The following is a 17,215-nucleotide window of genomic DNA, read 5'->3' as shown; positions in this document are numbered from 1 at the left end:
GGTTCAATCCTTTCGGCTCCAGCTTTCCCAGACGAACTCGTAGTTCCAGGCTTCGTCGTGGGTTTGTGCCAGATCGTTGCGAATGAGCTCACGACGGGATACGGCTTTGTCTATGAAATTGTGGAACTGGACTTGCAGGTGGCGAATCCGACTAATGTCTCCAGAGGTGATCAACGCAGGAATCACATCAAACTCGCCGCCCTCGATATTGATCTTCATCAAATCGATTTGCGCAATTTCCAGTTCTTTGATGCAATTGACCACCGACCTGACTTCCACCCGCTGAACGGCGCCGGTCGCATGCGGTGAATCGAAGCTTGATGCGTTGTCGGCCAGGCCAATATTGAAGAATCCGTCGCTGGAAGACAGTCCATAGTTCAAACAGACGATTTTTGGATTACCCAGAAAGCGTGCTACGCACTGCTGATGAAACTCCGCAACGGGCTCAAAAATATAGACGGTGCAGCCGTAGCGTTTGTGGATTTCGGCGGCGAAATCGCCCAGGTATCCTCCAATATCGAAAACGATACTTTGCGCATTCAGTGGGTAGTTCAGGCGCAAGGTCTCATCCCCCCGGTCGCTGAACCAACGTTCAACTTCAATCAAGAATGGCTCCCGTTTGATGTGGCGGCGGTACATCAGCCCCAGGCGGGTTTTGATTTTGGAAACCAATGACATTGGTGTTCTCATGCGTTAGAGGTTTTTGAGCGTTGTGACTGCGTCGGCAATCGAGTAGTGATGGTTGCCAACAAACAAGCCGTTACTGTCGATATGCTCGGCGTTCTTCAGCTCACCGGAGACTTCCGAGTCGAAATATTTGACGACTTCATTCTTGGCAAAATTGCCGGCAACGATAGGTCGTACTTCGAACCCAAGGCCATTGAGTTTGGCGACCAGTGCTTCGCGCGTGAGGTTCACACCAGGCCGGATAACGAGGCTGAAACCGAACCAGCTGCTATTGCCAATCTCCTTTTGGATCAGCACTGTAGGATGATCGCGCATGACCGATTGCAGTAGCGCCGCATTTTTTCGCCGTTCCGCGACGAGCATTGGCAATTTTTTGACCTGCTCGATGCCAAGTGCACCTGACATTTCGAGTGGCCGTACGTTGTAGCCGGGCAGGACGAACCGGAACGACTCTTTGAACGGATCGTCGCTTTTTTCGCCACAGACACGGTTGAACTTCGGAAGGTTCCGGGTCCAGCCGTGCGCGCGCAGCGACAGCAAAATGTGGTGCAACTCCTCGTCGTCGGTGCTGATCAGGCCACCTTCCATCGTCGAGATGTGATGTGAAAAGAACGAGCTGTAGCTGCCCATCAGGCCGAAAGTGCCGGCTTGCTTGCCTTCGAAGGTTGCGCCGAGCGACTCGCAGTTGTCTTCGATCAGCGAGATCTTCTTGTCGCCGATGATGGATTTGATGCGCGCGAAGTTGTTCGGATTGCCGAGCAGGTTGACGGCCATGATCAGGCGGGTGTTGCCGGTGACGGCCTTTTCCAGTGCATCGAGGTCGTAGTTCAAGGTTTCGAGATCGATATCAACGAATTTGATCTTCAGGCCGTACTGGTATAGCGGGTAATAGGTTGTGCTCCAGGACACGGCGGGAACGATCACTTCGTCGCCCGGCTTGAGTGCAATCGCGTCGTTCTTGGAATAAAAAAGCGCCGCGACCATTAACAGGTTGGCCGACGAACCGGAATTCACCATCACGCAATGTTTGACACCGAGGTAGCTTGCGAATTGTTTTTCGAATTCGAACACCTTGGGTCCCATGGTGAACATGCCTGAGGTGATGACCTCTTGCAGTGCAGCGTATTCGGCTTGGTCCCAGGTGGCAGTGGCGAGTGGATATTTATGGTTCATGATTGTCTCAAGTGGCAAATGCGGGTTTGGGGAATCGGTTCAGCAAGGCCTTGCCCATACGCATCCCTGGCTTCTCGACGAAGTGGAAGAGCAGAGCCGCTGTGGTTAAAGACAGGCTCCAGGCGACAACTTGATAAAGACCAAAATTGATGGCGACGCTATCGGTCACGCGCCAGGCTGTGCTGGATCGGCTCAGGCCATACACGATAGGCATATGTACCAGGTACAGCGAAAAACTGATCTTTCCAAGATAGGACAGCGCGAACAGCGGCGGTGGGTTGAGTACCGACAGTAAATAGATTAGGCAGGCGGCCATCAAGCCCCAGGCCACCGGCGCCCAGATCGTCAACAGGACTGAGTCGTACCTCCACGACTCAAGGCAGGCCAGCGCGATGCCTGCAGCGATCAATAGCCCCAATGACCACCCAGCCCACGCTTTGTCAAGGCCCGGCTTGTGTTCGAGTCGCCGCATGAGCGTCCACACCGCGATGCCCGCTGCAAATTCATGCATGTGGGTGAGGATAAAAAAGTAGGTCCATGGGACAAAAATTTCCCGCGGATAAAGGTGAATGCCAAGCAACTGGATCAATGGACCGGCTTTCCAGTACATCATCCACAGCAACGCTAGTGAACCGCCGTACAGCAGCGCCGCCTTGATGCTGAGAGGCAGTCCTGCCTCGGTATTGCGTAACCACAGGAAGATGAAAGGCAGCATCGCATAGAAAGGAAACTCGGCCGCAATTGACCATTCCACGCCCAGGAAATCATTGATGTAGTAGGGGAAGAGTCCATTCACGAAGAGCAGGTGGGCGGCAAGGTCGGGCCATGTCAGGTTCGGTTCACCCGGCGGGGTGTAGCTCTCGAACCCCTTGCCGTATGCGAAAAAAACCAGCAGGAGTACCAGGTAGTAAGCCGGGACAATGCGAAAGAAGCGTCGAACAAAATAGGCGAAAAACATCGGATCGCCGCGGCGGCTGTTCAGCGAGCGGATCAGCGTAAAGGCCGAAACAACAAAGAAAAGGGATACGCCATGCCTGCCGGCCGACAGCAGCCAGTCGATATGAAAGGGAAGCTGAGTTAGGCCTATCGCGGCCATGCCCATCATGGAATGCGCGGCGACCACGCCGAAAATTGCCAAGCCGCGCAACAGGTCGATGTAGTCAAAATGCTGCATCGAAGCGGGCGACGTGCCAGTGGACAAAACAGCAGGATTCATGATGCGCCCGCCGTCTCAAGATAGAAGCTATAGGCAAGCTCAATACCTTCGCGCAGCGTCCTTTGCGGTGCCCAACCCCAGGCGCGCTGCCTGTCGATGTCGACAAGTTTTTGTTTCATGCCGACCGGCTTGCTTGTGTCATGCACAAACTCGCCGCTCCAGCCAACGACTTCGGCGGCAGCACGGTAGTAGTCGTTGATGCTGTGGTCGTGGCCGAGGCCGACATTGAGCAGCCCCGGTAGCTTGTCGAAATCGGACAGCGCATGCAGCACGGCGTCGGCCAGATCACCTGCATACATGAACTCGCGGCGTGCCGTGCCGTCACCCCATATCTCGACGCTCGGCAGGCCGCCAGCCTTGGCCTGATGGACCTTGTGGATGATCGCAGGGATCAGGTGGGAGTGCTTCGGGTCGAATTTGTCGTGCCGGCCGTACAGGTTGCACGGAATCAGCGTCTTGTACTGATTGACCGGTGTTTCGCGGGTGATGTATTCGCACAGCCGGGTTGCGAAGATCTTGGCGATCGCATAGCCCTCGTTGGTCGGCTCTAGTTCGCCGCGCAGAATCAATTCCTCGCCGAGCGGGTTCTGCGCTTCGCGTGGGTACATGCAGGAGCTCGCGAGGTTCAGCAGTCTGGTAACACCGGCCTCGCGCGCTGCCATGATCACATTGCGACCGAGGTCTACGTTCACCACGAGAAAATCGACAGGGTGCGCGATATTCGCCTGAATGCCGCCGACCAGTCCGGCGCAGTGAATTACCGCATCGGGCCGGACATCTGCGACGAAGCGGCGCGTCGCCTCGAAGTCGGCCAGGTTCAGTTCCCGGCTGCTCGGCGCGACAAAATCCCAGTTGCCCGCGAGCGGGTGCTCAAGGATATTGCGGCCGACCATGCCGCCGCCGCCGGTCAGGAAAACACGGGGTTTGGCCACGTTTAGCCCTGGTTGCGCAAGGCCTTGTGGCCGTGCGCCTTGACCTGCAAATCGAACTCGGCCTGTGTCATGTCGACTCTGGCCATTTCGGCGACCAGTTCTGCGAAGCTGATTTTCGGAACCCAGCCGAGTTTTTCGCGTGCCTTGGTCGCATCACCGAGCAGCGTTTCAACCTCGGTCGGACGGAAGTAACGCGGATCGACCGACACGATGCATTTGCCGGTGGCAGCGTCATAGCCCTTCTCGTTCTCGTCGTGGCCTTCCCAGCGGATCTGCATGCCGTATTCCCGGGCAGTCGCCTCGACGAAATCACGCACGCTGTATTGCACACCGGTAGCAATCACGAAGTCTTCGGGTTTGTCCTGCTGAAGCATGAGCCATTGCATTTCGACATAGTCCTTGGCGTGGCCCCAGTCTCGCTTGGCATCCATGTTGCCCAGATAGAGGCAGTCCTGGATGCCCAGCTTGATGCGGGCGAGTGCGCGCGTGATCTTGCGTGTCACAAAGGTTTCGCCGCGGACCGGGCTTTCGTGGTTGAACAGAATGCCGTTGCAGGCATAGATGCCGTAGGCTTCCCGGTAGTTGATCGTGATCCAGTAGGCGTAGAGCTTGGCAACCGCATAAGGGCTGCGGGGGTAGAACGGTGTAGTTTCTTTTTGCGGGATTTCCTGCACCAAGCCATAGAGTTCGGAAGTCGAAGCCTGGTAGAAGCGTGTGGTCTTCTCAAGTCCGAGAATGCGCATTGCTTCAAGGACCCGCAAGGCGCCCAGGCCGTCGCTGTTGGCTGTGTACTCCGGCTCTTCAAAACTCACGGCGACATGGCTTTGCGCAGCCAGGTTGTAGATTTCGTCCGGCTGGGTTTGCTGGATGATGCGGGTCAGGCTCGACGAGTCGGTCATGTCGCCGTGGTGCAGCACAAAGCGCTGGTTGGCTTCGTGCGGGTCCTGGAACAAGTGGTCGATACGATCCGTATTGAAGAGCGACGTGCGGCGCTTGATGCCGTGCACGATATAGCCCTTGTTCAGCAGAAACTCCGCCAGGTAGGAGCCGTCCTGGCCGGTGATGCCGGTGATGAGTGCTGTTTTCATTGTTTATGCCCTGCCATAGTTGTCGGTAAATCGCACGATATCGTCCTCGCCCAGATAGCTGCCGGACTGGACTTCGATCATTTCCAGATCGGTTTTTCCTGGATTTTCCAGGCGGTGAGTTTCGCCGATCGGAATGTAAGTGGACTGGTTTTCTGTGAGGAGAAAGGTGGCCTCGCCTTTGGTGACCAGCGCGGTGCCGGAAACCACGATCCAGTGTTCGGCCCGATGATGGTGTTTTTGCAGGCTCAACGACGCGCCGGGCTTGACCATGATGCGTTTGACCTGGAATCGGGCGCCGCGGTCAATGCTGTCATACCAGCCCCAAGGCCTCGCTACCTTGCGGTGCAGGTTTGCTTCCGGGCTTTGGCGCGTTTCAAGCTGGGAAACCACGCTCTTGACCTGCTCCACGTGGCTGCTCGCGGCGACAAGCAACGCGTCGGGCGTGTCAATCACCAGAAGGTCCTCGGTGCCAAGTGTCACCACGGTGCGATGCGGCGCGTGAATATAGGTGCGTTTGCTGTGCAGCGCCATGCCGTTGCCGTCGATGCGGTTGCCGTCGTCGTCCGGCGCCGTGAGCCCGGCGACGGCATTCCAGCTGCCGACGTCACTCCACGCACCCGCAAATGGCACGACAGCGACGGCATCGTGGCGCTCGAGCACTGCGTAGTCGATACTTTCGGCGCGCACAGCACCGAATGCTGCTGCGTCGGGCCGCACGAACTGCTGGTCCTCTCCGACCGCTGACACAGCCAGCCGGCAGCCTTGCAGAATGTCGGGCGCATGTTGTTCCAGGGCCGCGATCAGTGTGTCGGCGCGCGTCAGGAAGATACCGGCGTTCCAGAGCGTGTCACCCTGCAATATCAGTGCCTGGGCTTTTTCTGCGTCGGGTTTTTCAATAAAACGCGCGACTTTGGCGCTACCGTCGCCGCGCTCCGCGCCTTGCTGGATATAACCGTAGGCCGTTGCCGGAAAAGCCGGCACCACGCCAAAAGTCACGATCTCACCGCTCAGCGCCGCCGCCAGGCCCCGGCCCACCATGGCGGAAAAGGCCCCAACATCGGGGATATGGTGATCCGAAGGGCAAAACAGCAGGACTTGACCGGGTTTGGCGAGCAGCGCCGCGAGCGCCATCGCAGGCGCTGTGTTGCGCCCGGTGGGCTCCAGCACAATCCGGCCCTTGACGCGAGCTGCCTGCATGGCTTCGCTGACGAGGAATCGGTGTTCTTCCGAGGCGACGCAGATCACATCGGGCGCGGTTGCGCTGTCTCCGTTGACGTGTGCCACCCGCTCCAGGGTCAGCTGCAGCAGGCTTTTACCGCCGATCAGCGGGACGAACTGTTTCGGGAAGCTTTTCCGCGACAGCGGCCAAAGCCGTGTGCCTGCGCCGCCGCAGAGGATGACAGGCGTGATGGTGACGGTTTCAGTCATGGTTGTGATCAGTGCTGGTTTTTGCCTGGGTGACTTCGACTTTGAGGTTTTCGATTTCAACCTTGAGGTTTTCGTACTCCGCCAACTTGCGTTCGAGAAAGCGCAAGGTCAGGCCGGCCTTCTCGGAAATGCCGTTCGGCGTCAACAGATAGGCGTAAGCCAGCTTTTTTTCGCTGCGGCTGAAGCTTTGCATCTTGATGAAGCCCTTGTCGAGCAGCGCTTTCAGGCAATAGTTGGTTTTGCCCAAGCTAACGCCCAGCGCATTGGCGAGATCGCGCTGGTTCATATGAGGATTGGCCTCCAGCAGGCGCAGTACCCGCAGGTGGTTTTCTTCCTGAAGTGAAGAATTCAGCAAATGGATGATTCAGCTGTTCAATGAGTGAACAGGATATTACCACTGCTGCCGCATGGGTAGAACACCGGCGTGAGGGATTATTTACACCGTTGCGGCAGGTCCTGGCAGGACTGTGAGGAAACTGCAAGGAGGCGGGCCGGGGTATGCGCTGATAATTGCGGCAAATAAAGCGGGGGCCCCATGGTATTTCTGGTTTGTCTGAGTTTCACGGTGTCGCTAATCGCCTCCATGCTGGTTATCCGCATGGCGCGTGAGCATGCCAGCCGATACGACGTGAGCAAACCGCAGCGGTTCCATGCGGGAAACATACCGCGCGTCGGCGGCATCGGGATACTGCTGGGCTTATTGGCTGGCTTGCTTGCCGGCGTGATAGCTGAAACAACCGCCAGCCGGGTAAATGTGCCCATGAGCTGGCATACCGCCCTGCAATTGGTGGTGGTCCTGCTGCCAGCCGTGCTGGGCGGCGTTTATGAAGATCTCACGCAGCGGCTGACGGTGCGTTACCGCCTGTTGCTGACGGGCCTGTCCGCAGCGCTGGCGTGCAGCCTGTTCGGGCTGGCGTTACCGCGGCTCGGTGTGCCAGGAATCGACATGCTGCTGCTGTCATTTCCCTGGGTCGGCGTTGCCTTGGCTTTTTTCGCGTTCTGCGGCTTGCCGCACGCGTTCAATATCATTGATGGCTACAACGGCCTGGCGGGTACCGTCGCGTCGCTCATCTGCCTGGCAATCGCCTATGTCGCGCTTCAGCTTGGTGACCGTCAGCTGGCTGCCATCGTTGTCTGCCTGGCAGGTGCGACCATGGGTTTTCTCATGTGGAATTACCCCCGTGGCCTGATTTTTGCGGGGGATGGGGGTGCCTATCTCTGGGGTGTTGTGATCGCGCTCGCCTGCATACTGCTGGTGCAGCGCCACCAGATGGTTTCGCCGTGGTTTCCGATGCTGTTGATCATTTATCCGGTCTGGGAGACTGTTTTTTCGATCTACCGAAAGCTGGCGCGCGGCGGATCGCCCGGGGTGGCTGATGCGCTGCATTTCCATCAGCTGATCTACCGCCGCCTGGTGCGTGGTGTGTTCCACGATGACGAGTCGCGGCGCATGTTGATGCGCAACAACCGGACGTCACCTTATCTCTGGAGCTTTACCTTGCTGACTGTGGTGCCGGCAGTGCTGTTCTGGCGTGAGACTTCGATCCTCATGATGTTTTGCGCGCTGTTTGTGTTGACGTATGTCGGTTTTTATATCGCGATCATCCGTTTCAAGGTTCCGCGCTGGCTGCGTCGCTGAGGCCGGCACGCTGGCCGCAGCGATGCGGCACAATTCGGGCAATATTTCCCGGCAATACCTGCTCCCTGTGTTCCTGTTCCCTGTTTCACCCTGACAAGGCCCCGCGAATGACCACCCATACCGCCAACGACCCAGACCTCTCCCATGTAGGCCCACGCGACAAGGCCGAGATCCTGGCCCAGGCGCTGCCCTACATCCGCAAGTTTCACGGCAAGACCTTGGTCATCAAATATGGCGGCAACGCCATGACGGACCCGGCCCTGCAGGCTGATTTTGCGGAGGACGTGGTGCTGCTCAAGCTGGTGGGCATGAATCCGGTGGTGGTGCACGGCGGCGGCCCGCAAATTGAGGCGGCGCTGAACCGCCTGGGCAAAAAGGGGCATTTCATCCAGGGCATGCGCGTCACTGATGAAGAGACCATGGAAGTCGTGGAATGGGTGCTGGCCGGCCAGGTGCAGCAGGACATCGTCGGGCTGATCAACCAGGCCGGCGGCAAGGCCGTAGGCCTGACGGGCCGCGATGGCGGCCTGATCCGTGCGCAAAAGCTCAAGATGGTCGACAAGGATGACCCGACGAAGGAGCACGACATCGGCTTTGTGGGCGACATCGTCAGTATTGACCCGAGCGTGGTCAAGGCGCTGCAGGACGACGCTTTCATTCCGGTGATCAGCCCGATCGGGTTTGGCGAGGAAAACGAGAGCTACAACATCAATGCAGACGTGGTGGCGGGCAAGCTGGCCACCGTGCTGAAGGCCGAGAAACTGGTGCTGCTCACCAATACCCCCGGCGTACTGAACAAGGCCGGGGAGCTGCTGACTGACCTGAGCGCCCGCGAAATCGACGAGCTGTTTGCCGACGGAACGATTTCCGGCGGCATGCTGCCCAAAATCGAAGGCGCGCTGGACGCGGCCAAAAGCGGCGTGAATTCCGTCCACATCATCGATGGGCGGGTGCCGCATGCCATGCTGCTGGAAATCCTGACCGATCAGGCCTACGGGACCATGATCCGCTCGCACTGATCCAGGCGTTCCTGGCTGCCCAAGGCTGTCCGGATGGGCGGCGCCCTGATTTTGATGAAATTGGTCGCCAGGGCATATGGGGTGTGCGTAAGCAGCTATAAAAAATATAGCAAATATGGGTATTTCCTTTGCCGTCAGGGTGGCGACAGTGCCGGTCTGGCAGACTGGCAGCCGATACCGGGCCAAAACAAGACCAAAAACCAAATCAGGCAGCGGCACCGGCTTTTTCCTGAATTGACGCTCCTCAGGCGGGGTCAATTGGCATTGATGACGAAACGGACAATTCGTTATGCGACTCCTGTTGGTTGAAGACGACGTGATGGTGGCCAGCGGCATCAAGCTGGGGCTCAGTGACGCCGGCTACGCCGTTGACTGGGTCGGCAGTGCCGAGCGCGCGGAGGAAGTACTGCAGGGCGAGACCTTTGATGCGGCGATCATCGACATCGGGCTGCCGCGCATTGACGGGCTGGAACTGACGCGCCGCCTGCGCCGCGGCGGAATGGCCATGCCGGTGCTCATCCTGACGGCCCGCGACGCGCTGCAGGACCGTGTCCAGGGGCTGGACCTGGGAGCAGATGACTACATGGTCAAGCCGTTTGAGCTGCCCGAGTTGCTGGCGCGCCTGCGCGCGCTGCTGCGCCGCTCCCAGGCCGCCACCAGCGCCACACTGAGTTTTGGGGCGCTGGAGCTGGACACGGCCAACCGCGAGGCCCGCGCCAACGGCCAGCTGATTGAGCTCGGACCGCGCGAATGGACGGTGATGGAGTATTTGCTGATCCACGCGCCCAAGCCGGCCAGCAAAGACAAGCTGCTGCAGGCCATGACGGGCTGGGACAAGGAAATCACGCCCAATGCCATTGAGGTGTATATCTCGCGTTTGCGCGGCAAGCTGGAGCCGCACGGCATAGCCGTACGCTCCATTCGCGGCTTTGGCTACCGGCTGGAGCTGGTGGAAGTTTCCCCGGGGATGCCGTCCAGCGCTGGCGCTGAATAGGCAGCGCAGGCATGAACCCTTTCGGCCAGTCCTGGGCCGTTCGCCTGAAAAACCGCCTGCGTACGTTGGCTGCGCGCACGGGCGGCAACGCGTTCGTGCCTGCCGCCATGAAGTCCGGCCTGCAGCGCCGGCTGCTGCTGCTGCTGCTTTTCCCGCTGGGGACTTTTGCGCTGGTGAGCATTTACTTTGACTACCAGACGGCCGGCGATGTCGCCCTGCAAAAAGATCAGCAGTTGCTCCGGCTGATTCCCCTGCTGGCCGATTCGGTTGTGGCGCCGGGCGCCACCCCGGAAAGTGCGCCGGTGCTGCTGATGGCCCCCGCCGTGGATGATTTCCTCAAGGGCCGGCCTGGCTTTGCCGGCTTTCGCCTCGCCGATGCCGAAGGCGACTTTCTGGCCGGTGAGCCCTGGATTCCCGAACTGCTGCCGGCCACGCACGAGCCGGAATTCCACAGCATCGAATACAACGGCGTGACCTACCGGATTGCCGCGCAGCGCATGAAGACTGCAGTGGGTGAGCTGATCGTCCAGCTGGCGGATGGATCCGACCCGCGCCAGCAATGGGTGCGCTCCGTGCTGTTCAAGGTGCTGCTGCCGAACCTGATCCTGGTCGTGGCGGCAGGTTTTGCCGTCAACTGGGCCGTCACGCGGGCACTCAAGCCATTGATTGAGCTCAAGGACGCGGTGGAGCGCCGCAACCCGCGCGACTTGAGCGCCATCGACCCGCTGGCTACGCCAGCCGAGGTCCAGCCGCTGGTGAGTGCCTTGAACCGCCTTTTTGGCCTGGTGAACGACCAGGCGGAGGGGCAGCGGCGGTTTGTGGCTGATGCCGCGCACCAGCTGCGCACGCCTCTGGCCGGGCTGCAGGCCCAGGTCGAGGCCTGGGCGCAAGCGGCCAAAGTGGCTGAGGCCGCGGGCTCGGACGGGGCGGTGACCTTGTCGGCCGAAAAAATCATCAAGCTGCGCAATGCCACACGCCGGACGTCGCAGCTGGCCAACCAGCTGCTGGCGCTGTCGCGTGCCGATGCGTCGGCCGCCGGCGCCCAGCCGATGCAGCGGGTAGACCTGAAAGACCTCTGCGAATCCATTCTGCCGCTGCATCTGGATGCCGCCATGCGCAAGGGCATTGACCTGGGGCTGGAAACCCAGCCTGCACAGGTCAGTGGTTACGAGTGGCTGCTGCGCGAGCTGCTGGGTAATCTGGTGGACAACGCCGTCAAATACACGCCGCCCGGCGGCACGGTCACGATCCGCTGTGGCCCGACGGCCGGCTTCGCTGCGCCAGATACGCCAAAACAGCCGGGTCCTGGTGGCGCCGCCGCCGAGCACCGGGGATGGGGCGTCTTCCTGGAAGTGGAAGACGACGGCCCTGGCATAGCCCCGGACGAGCGCAGCATGGCGCTGCAGCGCTTTTACCGGGTGCAGGGGACGGCGGGCGAGGGCAATGGCCTGGGTCTGGCCATTGCCAGCGAAATCGCGCGGGTTCACCATTCGCAGCTGGAGCTGGACCACACCGGGACTGGCCCCGCCGGACCGTACGGATTACGGGTTCGGTTGAGTTTGTAGCTCGCCCACCACAGTAAGCGCTTGCTGTTACGGAACAGAACGTTGCGCCTTCGCCTCATGGGCGAAAACCCGGGCCTGGTGAGAGACGAACTGTCACCTGGCTGTGCGAGAATCAATTGCAACGATTCCCGGTTTTTTGAAACATTTCCTACTTCATCGCCTATGTCCGACTTAGCGTCTGAATCCGAATTGAGCCCGCACGTCACGCCAGCCGAGCCTGCGGTGCGCAAGCGCCCCAAACCGGGTGAGCGCCGGGTCCAGATCCTTCAGGCGCTGGCCACCATGCTGGAGCAGCCGGGCGCTGAGCGCATCACGACGTCCGCCCTGGCAGCCAAGCTGGATGTGAGCGAAGCCGCCCTTTACCGCCATTTCGCCAGCAAGGCGCAGATGTTCGAAGGCCTGATCGAATTCATCGAGCAAAGCGTCTTCACACTGATCAACCAGATTGGGGAACGTGAGCCCGACCATTCAGCCCGCACCCGCAAGCTGGTGGTCATGATTCTGCAGTTTGCCGAAAAGAACCCCGGCATGACGCGCGTGATGGTGGGCGATGCGCTGGTGTTTGAAAACGACCGCCTGCAAGAGCGCATGAACCAGTTCTTCGACAAGCTCGAGTCCAGCCTCAAGCAAAGCCTGCGCGACGCAGCGGCCGCCAGCGGCGCGGCGACCCCCACGGTAGACGCTCAAGTTCGCGCCTCCGTGATCGTTGCCTTCATGGTCGGCCGCCTGCAGCGCTTTGCCCGCTCCGGCTTCAAGCGCCTACCCTCGGAACACCTCGAAGCCAGCCTCGCGACGATCCTGGCCTAACGCCGCCTCAAGAGAGGGGCCTAATTCTTCTTCAAGCGGGGGCCGCGGAACGGGCTTTGCCCGGCCGCAGGTGCCCGTCCCCTGGAAGGGGAAAAGGCGCGACACGAAGTGCGCGTCCGATAGGGGTGAACCAATCTACCAATTCCAGAGGGTCCCGTCGTGCTGCAGGCGGTTCACCGGCAGGTAGGCGCGCTGGTACGGGTATTTCGCGGCGAGCTTCTCGTCGATCTCCACGCCATGCCCCGGCGTTTCACCGCAGTGCATAAAGCCCTTGTCAAAACGATAGCTGTGCGGAAACACCTCATCGGTCTGCTCGGTGTGGCGCATGTATTCCTGCACGCCGAAATTGGGCACCCAGGTGTCGAAGTGCAGCGCTGCGCCCATGCAGACCGGTGACAAATCGGTCGCGCCGTGGCAGCCCGTGCGTACCTGGTACATCGCCGCAAAGTCGGCAATGCGCCGCAGGTGGGTGATGCCGCCGGCATGCACCACCGTCGCGCGGATGTAGTCGATCAGCTGGTTCTGGATCAAGTCCTTGCAGTCCCAGATGGTGTTGAAAATCTCGCCTACGGCCAGCGGTGTAGTCGTGTGCTGGCGGATCAGGCGAAAAGCCTCCTGGTTTTCGGCCGGCGTCGCGTCCTCGATCCAGAACAGGTGATAGGGCTCCAGTGATTTGCCCAGCCGGCCCGCCTCGATCGGTGTCAGGCGGTGATGCACATCGTGCAGCAAATGAATGTCCGGCCCGACGGCGGTACGCACCGCGTCGAACAGCTTCGGGGTGTGCAGCAGGTATTTTTCGCTGCTCCAGTCGTGTTCGCTGGGCAGGTCCGCATCAGCCGGTTCGTAAAACAGCGTGCCCTTGCCGACGCCATACACCTTGTCCAGGCCCGGCACACCGCTCTGCGCGCGTATGGCCTGATAGCCCATCTCCTTGTAGCGCAACACCTCTTCCACGGTCTGCGCAATGTCTTTCCCATTGGCATGCCCGTAGACCATCACGCCGGTGCGGCTCTTTCCGCCCAGCAGCTGGTACAGCGGCATGTTGGCGGCCTTGGCCTTGATGTCCCAGAGGGCGGTGTCGACTGCGGCGATCGCGCTCATGGTGACCGGGCCGCGCCGCCAGTAAGCGCCCTTGTACAGGTACTGCCAGATGTCCTCGATCTGGTGCGCATCGCGTCCGATCAGGCAGGGGATGACATGCTCGGTCAGGTAGCTCACGACAGACAGCTCGCGCCCGTTGAGCGTGGCGTCGCCGATGCCGGTCAGGCCTTCGTCGGTTTCTATTTTCAGGGTGACGAAATTGCGGCCGGGGCTGCAGACGATGACGCGGGCGTTGGTGATTTTCATGGTGTTCGGATGGGGTGGGAGTGAAGCTGGTCCAGGGCGGCCAGCATGCCGCGCTGGTTGATCTGGGCCAGCCAGTGGGTCATGCGGGCCAGCCAGCGCGCTTGCTGCGGCAGGGCCTCGCCCCAGATGGCCGGCAGCGTACCCAGGGCTTGCACTGTCGCTGCAGCGTCACCGCTATGGGCGAGCGCGAGGGCTTTCAGCGTTTCGGCCATCGGGTCGCTCATGGCGTAGGGCTGCCCCTGCTCGTCGCTGCCGCGCAGGTAGCGCATCCAGGCTGCTCCTGCAAAAGCCAGCCGTTCCACGGGCTGGCCCGCATGCAGGGCATCGACCACCGAAGGCACCCAGCGCTGCGGGATCTTCTGCGAACTGTCAGTGGCGATCTGGTGCACCTTGTGCTGCAGCTCGGGGTTGGCAAAACGTGCCAGCAGCGCGTCGCGGTAGGCGGGCCAGTCCGGGCGGTTGAGCTGCGGGCCGATCTCCTGCGTCATCAGGCCGTGGATGAAGCGATGCACTGCAGGCCGCGCGATGCAGTCGCTGACGACAGGCCAGCCCGCTACCGCGCCCATGCAGGCCATGGCCGTGTGGCTGCCGTTGAGCATGCGCAATTTGGCTTCCTCAAACGGCGCCACATCATCCACCACCGTGACGCCGGCAGCCGCCAGCACGTCGCCGTCCGCAGGGGCGGCAAAGCGGCGTTCAATCACCCATTCCCAGAAAGCTTCGGTGCCCAGTGCGGCCTGGTCAGCCACGCCGAGCGCCTGCCCGGCAGCGGCCAGGCGCTCGCCGGTTGCGGCCGGCACGATGCGGTCCACCATGCTGTTCGGGAAGGCGCAGGCGGTGCCGATCCACTGCGCCAGCGCCGGATTTTCCTTTTGTGCGGCATCGACGCACAAAGCCTGCAACTTGCGGCCGTTGTTTGCCAGGTTGTCGCAGGAAGCCAGCGTCAACCCCGGCAGCCCCGCCGTATGGCGGGCTGCCAGGCCCTGCACCAGCAGTTGGGCCAGTTCCGGGGCGTAGCCTTTTTCAGTGACCGTCAACGTGACCCAGCGGGTAGACGGCGCGGCCAGCGCCTGCACCACCTGCGCCGGCTCGCGGGCGGCCACGCAGGTTTGCCAGATGGCGCCGCCGACCTGCCACTGCACGCCGGTGCTGCTGGCAACCTGCACGGCATACAGGCCGTCCTGCGCGGCCATGGCGTCGGCCAGCCCGGTGCTGCGCATGGCGACGCCCAGCACACCCCAGCGCGCATCACCACGCTGCAGCAGGGAATCGAATACCAGTGCCTGGTGCGCACGGTGAAAAGCGCCCAGGCCCAGGTGCACTACGCCCACAGTGCCGCGGCGTGAGTAAGTGGGGACGCCGATGCCTCGCGTGGCGATTTCCGGCAAAGCGCGGGTGTTCAGCATCGCGCGCTCAGTCAAACTGCAGGCCGCCGTTGAGGTCCAGCACCTCGCCGGTGATGAAGCCGCTCATCGGGTGGGCCAGGAACAGCACGCAGTGGGCGAACTCTTCGAGCTCGCAGAAGCGGCCCACCGGTATCTTCTGGCGCAGCTCGGCTTGCCGCTCGGCACTGACCTGCCCGGTCAGCATCTGGGTCTTCACAAAGGTCGGGGCGAGCGCGTTGCAGGTCACGCCGAACGCGGCGTATTCGCGGGCAAAGCTGAAGGTCAGCGAGATTACGCCGCCCTTGCTGGCAGCATAGGCTGGCAGCGGCGACAGCCCCCCGGTTTTGGCGCCATAGGACGATACGTTCACGATGCGGCCAAAACCACGTGCCTTCATCCCGGGCGCCACACGCTGGCTGACGTAGAAGACACCGTCGAGGTTGATGCGCAGGGTCTTGTGCCAGAGCTCCGGCGTGGTCTGTTCGCAGTTGGCGTATTGCAGGAAGCCGGCGTTGTTGACGCAGACGTCGATGCGGCCAAAATGCGCTTCAATGGCGTCGCAGGCGGCGTGCACCTGGGCCTGCTCGCTCACGTCCATGGTGAAGCAGGCCAAACGGTCACCATACGCGGCAAGCTCGGCGGCCACACGTTCGGTGCCGAGGTCAGTGGCCGCTACTTTGTAGCCGGCGGCCAGCAGGGCACGCGCCGTGGCCAGGCCCATGCCGGCGTTGGCGCCAGTGACAAGCGCAACCTGGTCTTGAATCGGTGGCGTCATGGTTTTTCGGTGAAATTGAGGATCATTTTGGCCGCTGGACCTTATAGAGACTGCGCGAGCAGCTACTGATTTGATAGCGTCCAGCGTTCAATCCGGCACATTTACGCCGACCTTCTGGCCGGCTGCGACGATTTCGCGCCAGGTTTCGCCGTCCATTTCAATGCCACCCTGTTCGCGTTCAAGCCGCGCGCGGCGTTCCGGTTCACCGGCAATCTGCACGGCGTCCACACCGTCGGCCGGCGGGCTTTTGCGCAGCCATTCGACGAAAGCCAGCGCTTCCATTTCCAGGGCCGATTGGGTGCCCAGCTTGCCCGGGTCAATCAGGATCGTGAGCATGCTGTTGTAGACCGCACGTGCGCTGCTTGTGGGGTGGTGCCAGGTGCCGCCGCCAGTAAGCGCGCCGCCCAGCAGCTCGCACGCCACCGCCAGGCCGTAGCCCTTGTGCTCGCCGAACGGCATGAGCGCGCCAAAAAAACCGTTCGGCTGCGGCACCACCACCACGCCGGGGTTGGTGGTGGGCTGGCCGTGTTCGTCGATCAGCAGGCCCGGCTGGACGGATTTGCCCTGGTTGTGCGCCACGCGCATCTTGCCTTGGGCCACGCGGCTGGTCGCGAAATCGAGAATGAAGGGCGGCTGGTCCTTCAGCGGTATGCCAATACAGCAGGGATTGGTGCCGTAGCGTCCGTCCGCGCCGCCCCAGGCAGCGACGACCGGCCGCGTCATCACGTTCACGAAGTGCAGCGACACCAGCCCCTGGGCCACGGCCATCTCGGCGAAATGGCCGATGCGCCCCAGATGGTGGGACTCGGCCAGCGCCATGATGCAGCTGCCATGGGTTTTGGCACGTACCATGCCGAGCGCCATCGCCTGCTCGCCGATCGACTGGCCGTAACCGCGCTGGCCGTTCAGGCTGAGCAGCGAGCCGGTATCGAGCAGGGTTTTGACCTGGGCGTTGGGCGTCAGGCCACCTTCGAGTACGGCATCGACGTAGCGCGGAAGCATGCCGATGCCGTGCGAGTCATGGCCGCTCAGGTTGGCCATGACCAGGTTGGCGGCGATTTTTTCCGCTTCGGCGGCCGTGCTGCCGGCTGCTATAAAAATAGTAGCTGCTTGCGCCCGTAGATATTGGGCTTGAAGCACTTTTTGCATGTGAAAAGCCC

At 61.1% G+C, this 17,215-nt stretch carries 16 protein-coding genes; 5 read left to right on the top strand and 11 right to left on the bottom strand.

All coding sequences use genetic code 11. From position 1 onward, the window contains the following. Positions 1 to 3: 3 nt before the first annotated feature. From AC1DWQ_RS04190 to AC1DWQ_RS04160, 7 genes are read right to left on the bottom strand one after another with little or no spacing between them, the layout of a single operon-like run. Complete coding sequence (locus AC1DWQ_RS04190; protein WP_477668494.1) at positions 4 to 678, bottom strand: FkbM family methyltransferase; 675 nt, start codon at positions 676 to 678, stop codon at positions 4 to 6. A 15-nt stretch (positions 679 to 693) separates the two neighbouring features. After that, the gene (locus tag AC1DWQ_RS04185; RefSeq protein WP_477668493.1) at positions 694 to 1,860 is read right to left on the bottom strand and encodes a DegT/DnrJ/EryC1/StrS family aminotransferase; all 1,167 of its coding nucleotides are present in this window, start codon (positions 1,858 to 1,860) and stop codon (positions 694 to 696) included. A gap of 7 nt (positions 1,861 to 1,867) precedes the next feature. After that, a complete protein-coding gene (locus AC1DWQ_RS04180; protein ID WP_477668492.1) occupies positions 1,868 to 3,076 on the bottom strand; it encodes an acyltransferase family protein in 1,209 nt (402 codons plus the stop codon). Continuing rightward, complete coding sequence (locus tag AC1DWQ_RS04175) at positions 3,073 to 4,008, bottom strand: GDP-L-fucose synthase family protein (protein WP_477668491.1); 936 nt, start codon at positions 4,006 to 4,008, stop codon at positions 3,073 to 3,075. The genes AC1DWQ_RS04180 and AC1DWQ_RS04175 overlap by 4 nt, the downstream gene beginning before the upstream one ends. A 2-nt stretch (positions 4,009 to 4,010) precedes the next feature. Then, positions 4,011 to 5,096, bottom strand: a complete 1,086-nt coding sequence (gene gmd, locus AC1DWQ_RS04170; protein WP_477668490.1) for a GDP-mannose 4,6-dehydratase — start codon at positions 5,094 to 5,096, stop codon at positions 4,011 to 4,013. A 3-nt stretch (positions 5,097 to 5,099) separates the two neighbouring features. Then, positions 5,100 to 6,524: a mannose-1-phosphate guanylyltransferase/mannose-6-phosphate isomerase gene (locus AC1DWQ_RS04165; RefSeq protein ID WP_477668489.1), complete on the bottom strand. Its 1,425-nt coding sequence runs from the start codon at positions 6,522 to 6,524 to the stop codon at positions 5,100 to 5,102. Next, the gene (locus AC1DWQ_RS04160; RefSeq protein WP_457281197.1) at positions 6,517 to 6,879 is read right to left on the bottom strand and encodes a MarR family EPS-associated transcriptional regulator; all 363 of its coding nucleotides are present in this window, start codon (positions 6,877 to 6,879) and stop codon (positions 6,517 to 6,519) included. Before AC1DWQ_RS04160 ends, AC1DWQ_RS04165 begins: the two co-directional genes overlap by 8 nt. Positions 6,880 to 7,059: 180 nt before the next feature. Between AC1DWQ_RS04160 and AC1DWQ_RS04155 the strand changes: the two genes are divergently transcribed. The 5 genes from AC1DWQ_RS04155 (at position 7,060) to slmA (ending at position 12,548) form a co-directional block, all read left to right on the top strand. Further along, positions 7,060 to 8,163, top strand: coding sequence for an MraY family glycosyltransferase (locus AC1DWQ_RS04155; RefSeq protein WP_477668488.1), 1,104 nt, complete (start codon positions 7,060 to 7,062; stop codon positions 8,161 to 8,163). A 107-nt stretch (positions 8,164 to 8,270) separates the two neighbouring features. Further along, positions 8,271 to 9,182: an acetylglutamate kinase gene (gene argB / locus AC1DWQ_RS04150; protein ID WP_477668487.1), complete on the top strand. Its 912-nt coding sequence runs from the start codon at positions 8,271 to 8,273 to the stop codon at positions 9,180 to 9,182. A gap of 289 nt (positions 9,183 to 9,471) precedes the next feature. Then, positions 9,472 to 10,176, top strand: a complete 705-nt coding sequence (locus tag AC1DWQ_RS04145) for a response regulator (RefSeq protein WP_457281194.1) — start codon at positions 9,472 to 9,474, stop codon at positions 10,174 to 10,176. A gap of 107 nt (positions 10,177 to 10,283) precedes the next feature. Continuing rightward, positions 10,284 to 11,741, top strand: a complete 1,458-nt coding sequence (locus AC1DWQ_RS04140; protein ID WP_477668925.1) for an ATP-binding protein — start codon at positions 10,284 to 10,286, stop codon at positions 11,739 to 11,741. A gap of 162 nt (positions 11,742 to 11,903) precedes the next feature. After that, positions 11,904 to 12,548: a nucleoid occlusion factor SlmA gene (gene slmA, locus AC1DWQ_RS04135; protein WP_477668486.1), complete on the top strand. Its 645-nt coding sequence runs from the start codon at positions 11,904 to 11,906 to the stop codon at positions 12,546 to 12,548. Positions 12,549 to 12,683: 135 nt separating this feature from the next. Here the strand turns inward: slmA and manD are convergent, their stop codons facing one another. The 4 genes from manD to AC1DWQ_RS04115 all read right to left on the bottom strand — a co-directional run bounded on the left by manD (position 12,684) and on the right by AC1DWQ_RS04115 (position 17,204). Further along, on the bottom strand, positions 12,684 to 13,895 hold the full coding sequence (gene manD / locus AC1DWQ_RS04130; protein WP_457281192.1) for a D-mannonate dehydratase ManD: 1,212 nt from the start codon (positions 13,893 to 13,895) through the stop codon (positions 12,684 to 12,686). Then, positions 13,892 to 15,301 carry a mannitol dehydrogenase family protein gene (locus AC1DWQ_RS04125; RefSeq protein ID WP_477668485.1) on the bottom strand — a complete coding sequence of 470 codons (1,410 nt, stop codon included), beginning with the start codon at positions 15,299 to 15,301 and terminating at the stop codon, positions 13,892 to 13,894. Before AC1DWQ_RS04125 ends, manD begins: the two co-directional genes overlap by 4 nt. A 7-nt stretch (positions 15,302 to 15,308) precedes the next feature. Continuing rightward, positions 15,309 to 16,055 carry an SDR family NAD(P)-dependent oxidoreductase gene (locus tag AC1DWQ_RS04120; protein WP_477668484.1) on the bottom strand — a complete coding sequence of 249 codons (747 nt, stop codon included), beginning with the start codon at positions 16,053 to 16,055 and terminating at the stop codon, positions 15,309 to 15,311. Positions 16,056 to 16,142: 87 nt separating this feature from the next. Beyond that, positions 16,143 to 17,204 carry a malate/lactate/ureidoglycolate dehydrogenase gene (locus AC1DWQ_RS04115; protein WP_477668483.1) on the bottom strand — a complete coding sequence of 354 codons (1,062 nt, stop codon included), beginning with the start codon at positions 17,202 to 17,204 and terminating at the stop codon, positions 16,143 to 16,145. Positions 17,205 to 17,215 lie beyond the last annotated feature (11 nt).

The organism is Polaromonas sp. P2_G11, assembly GCF_056403595.1.
The sequence above is the reverse complement of the archived record's forward strand: the minus strand, read 5'-3'. Positions and strand labels throughout refer to the sequence as shown.

Excerpts from the sequence above, each read along its gene's own strand:
- AC1DWQ_RS04190 (WP_477668494.1), bottom strand. The coding sequence starts at position 678 with ATGTCATTGGTTTCCAAAATCAAAACCCGCCTGGGGCTGATGTACCGC.
- AC1DWQ_RS04185 (WP_477668493.1), bottom strand. The coding sequence starts at position 1,860 with ATGAACCATAAATATCCACTCGCCACTGCCACCTGGGACCAAGCCGAA.
- AC1DWQ_RS04180 (WP_477668492.1), bottom strand. The coding sequence starts at position 3,076 with ATGAATCCTGCTGTTTTGTCCACTGGCACGTCGCCCGCTTCGATGCAG.
- gmd (WP_477668490.1), bottom strand. The coding sequence starts at position 5,096 with ATGAAAACAGCACTCATCACCGGCATCACCGGCCAGGACGGCTCCTAC.
- AC1DWQ_RS04165 (WP_477668489.1), bottom strand. The coding sequence starts at position 6,524 with ATGACTGAAACCGTCACCATCACGCCTGTCATCCTCTGCGGCGGCGCA.
- AC1DWQ_RS04155 (WP_477668488.1), top strand. The coding sequence starts at position 7,060 with ATGGTATTTCTGGTTTGTCTGAGTTTCACGGTGTCGCTAATCGCCTCC.
- argB (WP_477668487.1), top strand. The coding sequence starts at position 8,271 with ATGACCACCCATACCGCCAACGACCCAGACCTCTCCCATGTAGGCCCA.
- AC1DWQ_RS04145 (WP_457281194.1), top strand. The coding sequence starts at position 9,472 with ATGCGACTCCTGTTGGTTGAAGACGACGTGATGGTGGCCAGCGGCATC.
- AC1DWQ_RS04140 (WP_477668925.1), top strand. The coding sequence starts at position 10,284 with ATGAAGTCCGGCCTGCAGCGCCGGCTGCTGCTGCTGCTGCTTTTCCCG.
- slmA (WP_477668486.1), top strand. The coding sequence starts at position 11,904 with ATGTCCGACTTAGCGTCTGAATCCGAATTGAGCCCGCACGTCACGCCA.
- manD (WP_457281192.1), bottom strand. The coding sequence starts at position 13,895 with ATGAAAATCACCAACGCCCGCGTCATCGTCTGCAGCCCCGGCCGCAAT.
- AC1DWQ_RS04125 (WP_477668485.1), bottom strand. The coding sequence starts at position 15,301 with ATGCTGAACACCCGCGCTTTGCCGGAAATCGCCACGCGAGGCATCGGC.
- AC1DWQ_RS04120 (WP_477668484.1), bottom strand. The coding sequence starts at position 16,055 with ATGACGCCACCGATTCAAGACCAGGTTGCGCTTGTCACTGGCGCCAAC.
- AC1DWQ_RS04115 (WP_477668483.1), bottom strand. The coding sequence starts at position 17,204 with ATGCAAAAAGTGCTTCAAGCCCAATATCTACGGGCGCAAGCAGCTACT.